The sequence below is a fragment of the Micrococcus sp. Mcc89 genome (assembly GCF_024519795.1).
Lineage (GTDB): Bacteria > Actinomycetota > Actinomycetes > Actinomycetales > Micrococcaceae > Micrococcus > Micrococcus luteus.
The window spans coordinates 44531-56812 of record NZ_JALJRI010000021.1; the positions used below are offsets into that span (position 1 = coordinate 44531).

General features: G+C 74.8%; 10 protein-coding genes. All 10 read right to left on the minus strand.

Translation table 11 applies throughout. The features are described 5' to 3' along the window. Window positions 1-39 precede the first annotated feature (39 nt). Window positions 40-1635, minus strand: coding sequence for a UDP-N-acetylmuramoyl-L-alanine--D-glutamate ligase (murD, locus tag NR072_RS02405; protein WP_060973594.1), 1596 nt, complete (start codon window positions 1633-1635; stop codon window positions 40-42). Next, window positions 1632-2759, minus strand: a complete 1128-nt coding sequence (mraY, locus tag NR072_RS02410; protein WP_060973595.1) for a phospho-N-acetylmuramoyl-pentapeptide-transferase — start codon at window positions 2757-2759, stop codon at window positions 1632-1634. The genes murD and mraY overlap by 4 nt, the downstream gene beginning before the upstream one ends. Further along, window positions 2756-4270, minus strand: a complete 1515-nt coding sequence (murF, locus tag NR072_RS02415; RefSeq protein ID WP_256836003.1) for a UDP-N-acetylmuramoyl-tripeptide--D-alanyl-D-alanine ligase — start codon at window positions 4268-4270, stop codon at window positions 2756-2758. The genes mraY and murF overlap by 4 nt, the downstream gene beginning before the upstream one ends. Beyond that, window positions 4267-6024 carry a Mur ligase family protein gene (locus NR072_RS02420; protein WP_256836004.1) on the minus strand — a complete coding sequence of 586 codons (1758 nt, stop codon included), beginning with the start codon at window positions 6022-6024 and terminating at the stop codon, window positions 4267-4269. Before NR072_RS02420 ends, murF begins: the two co-directional genes overlap by 4 nt. A 38-nt stretch (window positions 6025-6062) precedes the next feature. Beyond that, window positions 6063-7817 carry a penicillin-binding protein 2 gene (locus NR072_RS02425; protein WP_240335720.1) on the minus strand — a complete coding sequence of 585 codons (1755 nt, stop codon included), beginning with the start codon at window positions 7815-7817 and terminating at the stop codon, window positions 6063-6065. A 68-nt stretch (window positions 7818-7885) separates the two neighbouring features. Further along, on the minus strand, window positions 7886-8479 hold the full coding sequence (locus NR072_RS02430; RefSeq protein ID WP_144879636.1) for a hypothetical protein: 594 nt from the start codon (window positions 8477-8479) through the stop codon (window positions 7886-7888). Continuing rightward, the gene (gene rsmH / locus NR072_RS02435; RefSeq protein WP_073116573.1) at window positions 8476-9471 is read right to left on the minus strand and encodes a 16S rRNA (cytosine(1402)-N(4))-methyltransferase RsmH; all 996 of its coding nucleotides are present in this window, start codon (window positions 9469-9471) and stop codon (window positions 8476-8478) included. Before rsmH ends, NR072_RS02430 begins: the two co-directional genes overlap by 4 nt. 142 nt (window positions 9472-9613) lie before the next feature. Beyond that, entirely contained in the window at window positions 9614-10045 is a 432-nt protein-coding gene (gene mraZ / locus NR072_RS02440) for a division/cell wall cluster transcriptional repressor MraZ (RefSeq protein WP_002854575.1), read from the minus strand. A gap of 323 nt (window positions 10046-10368) precedes the next feature. After that, window positions 10369-10755: a DUF3040 domain-containing protein gene (locus tag NR072_RS02445; RefSeq protein ID WP_256836005.1), complete on the minus strand. Its 387-nt coding sequence runs from the start codon at window positions 10753-10755 to the stop codon at window positions 10369-10371. Between the two features lie 133 nt (window positions 10756-10888). After that, the gene (gene dinB, locus NR072_RS02450) at window positions 10889-12184 is read right to left on the minus strand and encodes a DNA polymerase IV (RefSeq protein WP_256836006.1); all 1296 of its coding nucleotides are present in this window, start codon (window positions 12182-12184) and stop codon (window positions 10889-10891) included. Window positions 12185-12282: the final 98 nt, after the last annotated feature.

A 12282-nucleotide genomic window follows, 5' to 3' on the forward strand; every position in this document is an offset into this window, starting at 1 on the left:
TCCTCACGGGGGAAGCGAGACGGTCGGGTGGGCGGCGGGTCAGTCGGCGTCGGGCGCGGCGTCGTCGTGCACGTCCCAGCCGTGCTCGCGCATCAGCCCGGCGACGGCCTCGATGAACGCCTCGCCGCGGGCCGCGTAGGAGCGGAACTGGTCCATCGACGCCGCGGCGGGCGCCATGAGCACGGTGTCGCCGGGGCGGGCCAGGCCGTCGGCCACGCGCACCGCCTCGGCCATCACGGCCGCACCGTCGGCGGGGCCGGTGCCGTCGGCCGCGGTGAGGGGGGCGTGGACGGGGACCTCGGGGGCGTGCGCGGCCAGGGCCGCGCGCAGGGCCGAGGTGTCCCTGCCCAGGAGCACCACCGCGCGGAGCCGGTCGGCGTGCGCGGCCACCAGCTCGTGATAGGTCACGCCCTTGGGCAGGCCGCCGGCCAGCCACACCACGGAGCTGAACGCCGCCAGCGACGCGTCCGCGGCGTGCGGGTTCGTCGCCTTGGAGTCGTTGACCCACATGACGTCGCGGGAGGTGGCCACGAGCTGGATGCGGTGCTCGCCGCGGTCGTAGGCGCGCAGGCCCTCGGCCACGGCCGCGGGGCTCACCCCGACGGCCCGGGTCAGCGCCGCCGCGGCGGCCGCGTTGGCCATGGTGTGGCGCGGCGCCACCGGGCCCAGGTCGGCGCGCTCGGCCAGGGCGATCGCCTCGTGACGCCGGTTGTCCAGGAACGCACGGTCCACGAGGATCCCGTCCACGACGCCGATGTCGGACAGGCCCGGGGTGTCCGTGGTGAAGCCGATCGCGCGGCAGCCCTCCTGGACGTCCGCGCGTTCCACGAGGGTGCGGGTCAGCGGGTCCTGCTCGTTGAACACGCAGGCCACCCGCGTGTTCGCATACACCTTGCCCTTGGCGGCGGCGTACTCGTCCATCGAGCCGTGCCAGTCCACGTGGTCCTCGGCCAGGTTCAGCACCGCCGATGACGCCGGCGCCAGTCCGTGCGTCCAGTGCAGCTGGAAGCTGGAGAGCTCGAGGGCGAGCACGTCGAAGCCCTCCGGGTCGCGGATCGCGTCGAGCACGGGGGTGCCGACGTTGCCGCAGGCCACCGCCCGACGGCCGTCCGCCCGCAGGATGGCCTCGACCATCGTCACGGTGGTCGTCTTGCCGTTCGTGCCCGTCAGGCACACCCAGTCGGCGGTCTTCCGGCCGGCGCGCTCGCGCAGCCGCCAGGCCAGCTCGACGTCGGACCAGATCGGCAGGCCCGCCGCGTGGGCGGCCATCAGCAGCGGCTGGTCCGGACGCCAGCCCGGGGAGGTCACGACGAGGTCCGCGGCGGCGCCGTCGACCTCGGGCAGCGCCTGCGTGGCCGCCCGGTCGAGCAGGACCTCGCGGACCCCCACGATCCGCAGGGTCTCGGCGCGCGCCCGGTTCTCGGGGCCGTCGTCGCCGTCCACCACCACGACGGCGGCGCCCAGCTCGGCCAGGGTGTCGGCCACGGAGAAGCCGGTGACGCCCAGGCCCGTGACGACGACGCGCAGGCCGGCCCACCCCGGGGCGTCCCAGGACGTGAGGTCGGCGGTGCGGGCGGTGTCGGCGCGGGGCCGGCGCACCGGTGCGGGCGCGGCGTCGGACGCGGGGCCGGTCACGGGGTCACCCCCGCGAGGCCGCCCTGGCGGATGAGCCAGTCGCCGTAGAAGATCGCGAGCCCCACGGTGACGCACATCAGGGACAGCAGCCAGAAGCGGACCACGACGGTCACCTCGGCCCAGCCCTTGAGCTCGAAGTGGTGCTGCAGCGGCGCCATGAGGAACACGCGCTTGCCGCCGGAGACCTTGAACCAGCCCACCTGGATGATGACGGAGAGGGTGATCGCGACCATGAGGCCGGCCAGCACGGCCACCAGGATCTCGGTGCGCGTGAAGATCGCGAAGCCGGCCAGGGCGCCGCCCAGGCCCAGGGAGCCGGTGTCCCCCATGAAGATCTTGGCCGGGGAGGTGTTCCACCAGAGGAAGCCCAGCAGGCTGCCCGTGAGGATCGCCGCGAGCAGGGCGAGGTCCATGGGGTCGCGGACCTCGTAGCAGCCGCGTGTGCCCTCGAGCGCGCACGACTGGCTCGCCTGGAAGAGCGACATCAGGACGTAGGCGCCCGTGATCATGGCGGTGGCGCCCGTGGCGAGCCCGTCGAGGCCGTCCGTGAGGTTCACGGCGTTCGTGGTGGCGGTGGTGATGAGGTTCGACCAGATCACGAACAGGATGACGCCGATCGCGGGTCCGGCGAAGGCCAGGTCGAGCCACGGGACGTCCCGGGCGAAGGAGATCGCCGTCGAGGCGGGGGTCAGGCCCCGCTCGTCCGGGAAGTTCAGGGCGAGGACGGCGAAGGCGGTGCCGATCAGGGCCTGGAGGATGATCTTGCCGCGCGGCGTCAGGCCGAGCGAGCGCTGCTTCGTGATCTTCGTGAAGTCGTCCACGAACCCGACGAAGGCCATGCCCACGGTGAGCAGCAACAGGATGAGGCCGGAGGCCGTGGGCCCGCCGAAGTCGACGCCGAGCACCGCGAGCAGCCCGTGGGTGATCAGATACGCCAGCACGAGGGACCCGATGATGACCGCGCCGCCCATCGTGGGCGTGCCGCGCTTGGTCTTGTGGGTGGTCGGGCCGTCGTCGCGGACGAACTGGCCGTATCCGCGCTTGACGAGGAACCGGATGAACAGCGGGGTGCCGGCGGCCGAGAGGACCAGGCCGAGCACGCCGCCGATGAGCAGTCCGATCACGGTCGGGACTCCTTCGGGGAGGCGGAGGGGGCGGCGACGGCGTCGGCCGTGGCGAGGCGCTCGCCGAGGGCCGCGAGCCCGACGCCGTTGGAGGACTTGACGAGGACGAGGTCGCCGGGGCGCAGGTGCTCGGCGAGGAACGCCTCGGCCTGCGCGGCGTCGTCGACGAAGTGCGCCTCCTCGCCCCAGCTGCCCTCGTTGAGGGCGCCGATGTAGAGCGGCCGGGCCCCGGCGCCCACCACCAGCAGCTGGGCGATGTTCAGGCGCACCACGGACTCGCCCACGAGGGTGTGCTCACGGACGCGGGCATCGCCGAGTTCGAGCATCTCCCCCAGGACGGCCCAGGTGCGGCGGCCGCTGGAGCGGCCGAGGGTGGCCAGCGTCCGCAGCGCGGCGCGCATGGACTCGGGGTTGGCGTTGTACGCGTCGTTGATGATCGTGACGCCGTCCGCGCGGTCGGTGCGCTCCATCCGGAAGCGGCTGGCGGGCCCGAGCCCGTCGAGACCACGGGCGATCTCGGCCGGGTCCATGCCGGCGGCGTGGGCGGCCGCCGCGGCGGCCAGCACGTTGTGCACGTGGTGCAGGCCGGTCAGTCCGGAGGCGACCGGATGCCGCACGGCGGCCTCATCCGTCCCGACCTGCAGGTCGAACACGGGGCGCTCCTGGTCGTCGGCTCGCACGTCCCGTGCGGCGACGAGGCCCGACGCACGGCCGGCGGCCACGTCCTCGGCCGCGCGGGCGACGCCCCGCTCGTCCGCGGTGAACCAGGTGATCGGGGCGGCGGTCCGCGCCGCCATGCCGGCGACACGCTCGTCGTCGAGGTTGAGGACGGCGACGCCGTCGGGGCCGAGGGCCTCCACGAGCTCGCCCTTGGTGCGCGCGATGTTCGCCACGCCGCCGAAGCTGCCCGCGTGGGCGGTGCCCACCATGAGCACGACGCCGATGTCCGGGCGCACGATGTCGCAGAGGTACGCGATGTTGCCGACGTGGTCCGCGCCCATCTCGACCACGAGGAAGCGCGTGTCCAGCTCCGCCCGGAACACCGTGAGCGGCACGCCGACCTCGCCGTTGTACGAGCCGACCGGTGCGACGGTGGGGCCCTGGGTGGCCAGCAGCGCGGCGAGCAGGTCCTTCGTGGTGGTCTTGCCGGCCGAGCCGGTGATGCCGATGACGGTGGTCGGGGAGTGCTCCCGGACGCGGCGCACGATCTCGCGGGCGAGCGCGCCCATCGCGAGCACGGCGTCCTCCACGATGATCGCCGGGTGCGCGGCGCCGTCGGGGGCGTGCGTGGCGCGCTCGGCGAGCACGGCGGCGGCGCCGGCGCCCAGCGCGGCGTCGATGAAGTCGTGGCCGTCGGCGCGCTCCCCCGGCTTCGCCAGGTAGAGCGTGCCCTCGGCGGTGACCTCCCGCGAGTCGGGGGTGGCGTGCACCAGCACGGTGGCGGGGTCGAGGGTGGCCGAGAGGGTGCCGGACACGGCCTCGGCGATCTGGGCTGCGGTGAGAGCGATCATGACTCGATGACCTTACCCTCGCGGGCTGGGCCGGAGCCCGAGGCGGAGACCACAGCGGCACCGGCGGCCAGGGCCTCGCGCAGGGCCACCCGGTCGTCCAGCGGGACGAGCTCGCCGTCGTAGTCCATCGTGGTCTCGTGCCCGCGGCCGGCCAGGAGGATGCCGTCCTGCGGCCCCGCCAGCTCCACGGCGCGGCGGATGGCCGCGGCGCGGTCGGCCACCTCCTCGATCACGACCGTGCGGCCCTCCTCCCGCGCGATGCGGTCGGCCTCGGCGCGGGCGCCGGCGAGGATGTGGGCACGGATCGGGGCCGGGTCCTCCGAGTGGGGGGTGTCGTCGGTGACGATCACCACATCCGCCGCCCGGGCCGCGATCGCGCCCATCACGGGCCGCTTGTCACGGTCACGGTCACCGGCGGAGCCGAACACGATCAGGGTGCGGCCGCGCGTCCCGGCCGCCGCCCGGGCGTCAGCGAGGGAGCGCAGCGCCTGGACCATGCCGTCCGGGTTGTGCGCGAAGTCGACGACGGCGTCCGGCTCGCGGCCCACGACCTCCATCCGCCCCGGGACGGCGGCGGCCAGGGGGCCCTCGCCCGCGGGCACGTCCAGGACGGCGGCGAGCGTGTCCAGGTGCTCCTCCCCCACGGCGTGCAGCACGAGCAGGACCGCGAGGGCCGCGTTGGCCACGTTGAAGCGGCCCGGCAGACCGACGGAGGCCCGCAGCTCCCGGCCCGTGGCCGCGTGGCGCAGCGTGAAGCGGTGGCCGAGGCCGTCCGGCGCGAGCTCGGCGACCTCCCAGTCCGCCCGGAGGCCGGGGTCGTGGTCGGCCAGGGCGCCCGGCGTCGGCGCGGCCGGCCCGAGGGCGAGCGTGGTGACGGGAGCGTCGGCGGCCCGGGCCATGGCGACGCCCCAGCGGGGCCCCTCGCCGCCGTCGAGCGTGATGACGGCGTGGTCGGTGCGGGCGGGGTCGAACAGACCGGCCTTGGCCGCGAAGTACTCCTGCATCGAGCCGTGCATGTCCAGGTGGTCCTGGGTCAGGTTGGTGAACCCGGCCACCGCGTAGCGCAGGCCGGCGATCCGCTGGTACGCCACGGCGTGGGAGGAGACCTCCATGACGGCGGTGTCCACCTCCTCCTCGCGCATGAGCGCCATGAGGGCGTGCAGCTGGGTGGCCTCGGGCGTGGTGAGCGTGGAGGGGACCTCCCGCTCCCCCGCGCGGATCAGGATCGTGCCCACGATGCCCGACCGGCGCCCCAGGGCCTCGAGCAGGGCGGCGGCGAGGAAGCTCGTGGTGGTCTTGCCGTTGGTGCCGGTCACGCCGAGCAGGCGCGGGCCGGCGTCGCCCCCGCCGCCGTAGACGCGGGCCGCCACGGTGCCGGCGGCGGTGCGCACGGCGTCGACCTCGAGCACCGGGACGTCGACCAGGCCCTGCTCCGCCAGGAGCGCGCGGCCCGCCGCGTCCGTCAGGACGCCGACGGCGCCGGCCTCCAGCGCCGTGGCCGCGAACGCCGCGCCGTGGGCGCGCGCCCCCGGGACGGCGACGTAGAGGTCGCCCGGGCGCACGACACGCGAGTCGAGGCTGACCCCCGTGACGCCGTCGGCCGGGGCCGCGCCGTGGACGTGGGCCGCGATCCCCGCCCCGGCCAGCGCCTGTGCGAGGGCGGGCCAGGGCGTGGCGGGGGTGTGGGAGGGCCGGAAGGCGGCGTCCTGCTGGGCCGGGGTCAGCGGAGCAGGGGGGTCACTCGGGGTGGTCATGGGGGTGCTCCTGGGGTGCTCGGGGCCGGAGGCGTGGGTCACCACGGCCGGTCCTGTGGATCGTCCACGAAGACGCGGTAGTCGTTCGGCTCGGCTCCGGTGGCGGGCACGTCCGCCTGGCGGAGCATGTACTCCATGATCGTGGCGGCCGCGATGGACACGTCCCGGGAGCCCTGCTTCGACGGCGGCCGATGCATGGACACGGACACCACGAAGCGGGGGTCGTCGAGCGGGGCGACGGCGGTGAAGCCGAGGTTGTAGCCGTCGTACGTGCCGGTGTCGCTCGCGGCCTCGGCGGTGGAGGACTTGCCGCCCACGCGATACCCGGGGATCGCGGCGGCCTTGCTGGTGCCCTGCGTCACGACGGTCTCCATCATGCGGAGCATCTGCGCCGCCGTCTCCTCGGAGACCACGCGGTGGGGCTCCGCGGACGACTCCCAGCGCTTCTCCGCGGCGTCGCCGTCCACCGTGGCGTCGATCAGCCGGGCCGGGATCAGCACGCCGCCGTTGGCGAGGGCCTGGTACATCTGGGCGGTGTGCAGGGTGGTCTGGGTGTAGCCCTGGCCGAAGGCCGTGGTCAGGCGCTGGCGGCCGTCCCACTGTTCGGGCGGGACGAGGACGCTGCCCGCCTGCTGCGGCAGGCCGAGGTCGATGGGCTGGCCGACCCCGAAGGAGCGCATGTACTCGTAGCGCTGCTCGTCCGTGATCTTCTCGGCGATCTGCACCGTGCCCGTGTTGTAGGAGCGCGCGTAGATGCCTGCCACGGTCATGTCGAACGTCGGGTGCGGGGAGAAGTCCCGGATGGTCTGCCCGTCGAAGTCCTGGCTGCTGGGGACGGTGAAGCCGTCCGTGGCGGTGACCTTCCCGGCGTCGACGGCGGCCGCGATCGGCAGCGCCTTGCCCGTGGAGCCCGGCTCGTACGGGGTGCTCATCACGGTGGAGGTGCGGAAGTTCCCCTCGGTGGCGTCGGGGTCGGCGGGGTCCACCGTGGTGGAGTCCGCCATGACGATCACGTCGCCCGTCTTCACGTCCATCACGACGGCGTTCGCCCACTCCGCGTCGTACTCGGCGGCGAGGGCGCCGAGGGTCTCCTGCGCGAACCACTGGGCGTCCTTGTCCACGGTCAGGCGCAGGTCGGCGCCGTCCACGGCCGGAACCTCCTCGAGCGGGGCGTTGGGGATGCGGATGCCGTCCGCGCCCACCTCGAACGTGCGGGTGCCCGGGGTGCCGGTCATGACGTCGTCCTGGCTGAGCTCGAGGCCCTCGAGGGCGGTGCCGTCGCCACCCATGAAGCCGATGATGCTGCCGGCGACCGACCCGTTCGGGTAGGTGCGGCGGTCCACCGCCTCGGAGAGCAGGCCCGGCACGTTGAGCGCCATGGCCTTGTCCCGCACCTCCGGGGTCACGGAGCGACGCACCACGGCGTACGGGCGGGAGCCGATGGTGGCCTCGCGCACCTCCTCCTCCGACATGCCGAGCACCTCGGCCAGGCTGGCCAGGCGGGAGTCCACGTCCACCAGCACGGTCTCCCGGGCCTCGCGGTCCCATTCGTTGAAGTCCTTGACGAGGCGCTGGTCCACGACGATGTCGTAGCGGCGCACGCTGGCGGCCAGCACGTCGCCGTCGCGGTCCAGGATGGACCCGCGCTGCGGCAGGGTCTCCTGGTGGGTCAGGCGCTGGTCCATGGCCGCCGCGGCCTGCCCCGTGGGGTCGATGCCCTGCACGTAGACGAGCCGCAGTGCGAGCCCGCCGAGCAGGACGAAGACGAGCAGGAGAAGGATGCGGGTGCGCACGGCGGGGTGCCCGGGAGCGGGCCCGACCGTCGATCCGCCGCGGGGAAGGTGCGAGGCGGGACGGTCGATCAACGGTCGGCGGCGTCCTGGTCGGGGGCGGCGGAGGCGTCCTCGCCGCCGAGGGTGCGCGGTCCCTCGATCTCGTCCTGGCCGTCGTCGGACGCCCCCTGGCGGACCGCGTCCGCGTCCGCCGGCGGCGCGACGTAGGTGGCGGAGACGTCGCCGTCCTGGGCCGCCTGGGCCTCGCCGCTGAACTCGCCCGTGCCCGCGTCCACGGAGGCGGTGCCGGCGGGGGCGACCATCCCGAGGGCGTCGGCGCGCGCGGCCAGGTTCTGCGGCGCCTCGAGGTGGCCCACCTGTTCGGCCAGCCGCTCATTGGTCTCGGTGACGGCCTGCTGCTCCTGGCGCAGGTCGAGGAGGGCGTACTGCCGGTTGGACATGGTGATGTTCATGACGAGCACCGCCGCGAGCGCGGCGAGCACCACGAGGACGCACAGCACGGTCACCCCGGAGCGGGATCGGGGCAGCGGGGCGGGCACCACCGAGAGCGGCGTGCGCTCCTGCGGAGCCGGCCGCGCGGGGGCGACGGGGGTCGACCCGGGGCGCAGCGACTCTGCGATCCGTGCGTGTGCGGCCATGCTCATCTCCTCGTGCAGCGTCATGCCGTGGTCCTGGACGTCCTGATCTTCTCAACCGCACGCACTTTCGCGGAGGAGGCGCGACGGTTCTCTGAGATTTCTTCTTCGGTGGGCTTCTCGGTGCCGCGGGTGAGCACCCGCACCACGGGTTCGTGCTCCTCCAGCACCACCGGGAACCCCGGGGGCGCCGTGGACGTGGCCCACGCGCTCAGATGCCGCTTCGTGATGCGGTCCTCGAGGGAGTGGTAGCTCATCACCACGAGGCGGCCGCCCACGTGGAGGGCGTCGAGGATGGCGGGCACGGCGGCGTCGAGGATGTCGAGCTCCTCGTTCACGGCGATGCGCAGGGCCTGGAAGGTGCGCTTGGCCGGGTGCCCGCCGGTGGCCCCCGCGGCGACGGGGACGGCCGAGCGGATCACCTCGACGAGGCGGCCGGTGGTCTCGATGGGGGCCTCGGCGCGGGCCCGGACGATGGCCCGTGCGATGGGGCCGGCGAAGCGCTCCTCACCGTCGCGACGGATGATCCGGCGCAGCTCCTGCTCGTCCAGCTCCGCCACGAGCGTCGCGGCGGAGCGCTCGGCGGTGTCGTCCATGCGCATGTCCAGCGGAGCGTCGTAGGAGTAGGCGAAGCCACGCTCCCGGTCGTCCAGCTGGTAGGAGGACACGCCGAGGTCGTAGAGCGCGGCGTCGACCTTCGTGACGCCCGCGGCGGCCATGGCCTCGGGCACCCGGTCGTAGGTGCCGTGGAAGGGGATCAGACGGTCGGCGAGGGGGCCGAGGCGCTCGGCGGCCATGGCCTGGGCGTGGGCGTCGCGGTCGATGCCGATGACGCGCAGCTGGGGGAACCGGGCCAGCAGGGCCTCGGTGTGCCCGCCCATGCCCAGCGTGCCGTCGACGGCGACGGGCGTGCGGCCGGCCTCGAGCGCGGCCTGGACGGCGGGGGCGAGGAGGTCGACGACGCGGTCCCGCATCACGGGCAGGTGGCGGTCCTCGGGGCGCGGCTGGCCTGCGTCCACTCTCGACCTCCTGCTCACATCGCGGTCCTGGCGGACCTCGGGCGGGATCCCCATCCGTCCGCCGCCGCGCCTGGCCCAGGGGAAGACGGGTCAGGTGCGGCGGCGTCGGCTGGAGGTCGCGCTCGAGGTCGGGTGGTCACGGTCAGAAGACGCCGGGCAGGACGTCCTCGTCGGTCTCGGAGAAGGCGGCTTCCTGCTCGGCGAGGTAGGTGTTCCAGGACTCCGAGTCCCAGATCTCCACCCGCGTCCCCGCGCCGATCACGGTCACGTCCCGGTCCAGCCCCGCGTACTGCCGCAGCGGCGCCGGCACGGTCACCCGACCCTGCTTGTCCGGGACCTCGTCCGACGCCCCCGAGAGGAAGACGCGGATGTAGTCACGGGCCTGGCGGGAGGACAGTGGAGCCGACCTCATCTGCTCGTGGACCCGCTCGAACTCACGAGCGCTGAACACGTAGATGCAGCGCTCCTGACCCCGGGTCAGGACCAGCCCCTCCGCCAGCTCCTCGCGGAACTTGGCGGGGAGGATCAGCCGGGACTTCTCGTCGAGCCGGGGGGTGTACGTGCCCAAGAACACGGCACACCCCCTGGCTCGTCGAGCGGTCCCTCCCGACCAAGGTCGGGACCCATGCTCTCTCCTTTCCTCCACATTACCCCACTTCCCTCCACCATCAACCCAGGAACGCGGGTCCCGGCGCCACGGGCGTGTCGAGGCTTCCGGGTCCGGCACGCCATCCCGCGGGTCCCGGGGCCGGCGTCGCCGTGGAGGGAAGTGGAGGACCGGTGGGCCCCCGGCGGAGGGCCGCGGCGACGACGGGGCCTCGGGCAGCGCAAAGGCCCCGATCCGGAGCGGATCGGGGCCTGGAGTGGAGGAGGGTGGGGGCCCGGCGGGCCAGGCGCTCAGTCGCCTCGGGCCCGCCGCTCGTCCCAGCGCCGCTCGAGGCGGCCCATGAAGTCGCCGCCCCCCTGCCGTCGCGGTGCGCCCGACCGTCGGGCCACCGGGCCCGAGGCCCCGGAGGCGACGGCGCGCGGCCGCGTGGTCAGCAGGAAGATGCCGGCCCCGATGACGACGACGCCGAGCACGCCCAGGAGGATCGCGTGGTGGGCGACCCCGAGGACCACGACGAGCAGCCCGACCACGGCGAGGACGGCCCCGGCCACGACGCGACCCACGGGCAGCCGATGCCGCCCCGTGTCCGCCATCTGGGTGGCCAGCCGGGGGTCCTCGGTGCGCAGCTGCTGCTCCAGCTGGTCCAGCATCCGCTGCTCATGCTCTGAGAGGGGCATGGCGACTCCTTCGAACGCGGCCTCCGACACCTCCGGGACCGGGAGGGGACGCCCGCGCGTCCGACTTGCCCTCCAGGATAGGACCTGCCGCCCCACCCCAGCCAGGTGGCGACGTCGCCGGCCCCGGAACCCCTCACTCCCGGTCCGGGCCTCCGGGGCCCGGCCGCGGCGCGTCCCGGCGGGCGTCGGCGCGGGCCTCGCGGCGACCCAGCAGCGACGCCGGCCGCACGGCCGCCGTCGGGAAGCGCCGGGCGACGGCGTCCAGGGCGGCCTCGGCACCGGCCCAGTCGCCCGCCTCCGACGCCTCGCCCTCCGTCCCCCAGGCGGGACCGCCGAAGAGCGCCTCCTGGGCCGGGGGCTGATCGGCCTCGTCCCCGAGGCGCTCGGCGCGCACGCCCACGAGCCGGACCGGATGCGGCCGTTCGGCGTGCAGCTCGCGGACGAGCCGCCGCGCCGGGCCGAGGAGGTCGTGGCCCGTGGCGGTCGGCCGGGCGAGGCGGGCGGTGCGGCTGCGGACCGACCCGTCCGGCGCCTTGAGGCGGACTGTGACCGCGCCGGCGGTGACCTGCTCCGCACGCAGCCGGGCCGCGACCCGGTGGCACAGGCGCAGGACCTCCGGGTCGACGCCCGCGACGTCGACGGGGTCGACGTCGAAGGTGTGGTCCGCGCCGATGCTGCGGGCCGCCGGGCGCGGGGCGACGGGGCGCGGGTCGATGCCCCGGGCGAGCGACGCCCACTCCCGGCCGGCGGCCCCGAACGATGCCTCCAGCCGCGCGGGGTCCACCCGGGCGAGGTCGCCGATGGTCGCCACCCCCCGCCGGGCGAGCCGCTCGGCCGCCTTGGGGCCCACGCCCCACAGCCGGCCCACGGGCAGCGGATGGAGGAAGTCCAGGGTGCGCTCCGGCGGCACGATCAGCAGGCCGTCGGGCTTGGCCGCGGTGGACGCCGTCTTGGCCACGAACTTCACGGCCGATCCGCCCACGGTGCACGGCAGCCCCAGCGCGGAGCGGACGCGCTCCCGGATCAGGTGGCCGATGTGCTCGGGCGGGCCGAGCCGGCGGCGGGCGCCGGCGACGTCGAGGAACGCCTCGTCCACGCTGAGCTGCTCCATCACGGGGGTCACGTCCGCGAGCACGGCCATCACCTCGGCGGAGACGGCCCGGTAGAGCTGCTGGCGCGGCGGGATGACCACGAGGGGCGGGCACAGGGCGCGGGCGTGCGCCAGGGGCATCGCCGAGCGGACCCCGTAGGCCCGCGCCGCGTACGAGGCGGAGAGCACCACGGACCGGCCGCTCGGGGCGGCGACGGCGGCGGGACGCCCCTCGAGGTCGGGCCGTTCGCGCAGCTCGACGGACAGGAAGAACGCGTCCATGTCCACGTGCAGGATCGTCGCCTCCTCGCGGGGTGCAGCGGGCGCGGTCTCGGACATGGACCGAGCCTATCCGGGACCGGCGATCCGTCGCGCGGCGCGGCTAGGTGTAGGAGGGCATGACGTTGTTGACACGCACCGGGGCCAACGAGGCCGGA

Coding starts and splice junctions, on each gene's coding strand:
- murF (WP_256836003.1), bottom strand. CDS start 4,270: ATGATCGCTCTCACCGCAGCCCAGATCGCCGAGGCCGTGTCCGGCACC.
- dinB (WP_256836006.1), bottom strand. CDS start 12,184: ATGTCCGAGACCGCGCCCGCTGCACCCCGCGAGGAGGCGACGATCCTG.
- NR072_RS02445 (WP_256836005.1), bottom strand. CDS start 10,755: ATGCCCCTCTCAGAGCATGAGCAGCGGATGCTGGACCAGCTGGAGCAG.
- NR072_RS02430 (WP_144879636.1), bottom strand. CDS start 8,479: ATGACGCTGCACGAGGAGATGAGCATGGCCGCACACGCACGGATCGCA.
- NR072_RS02420 (WP_256836004.1), bottom strand. CDS start 6,024: ATGACCACCCCGAGTGACCCCCCTGCTCCGCTGACCCCGGCCCAGCAG.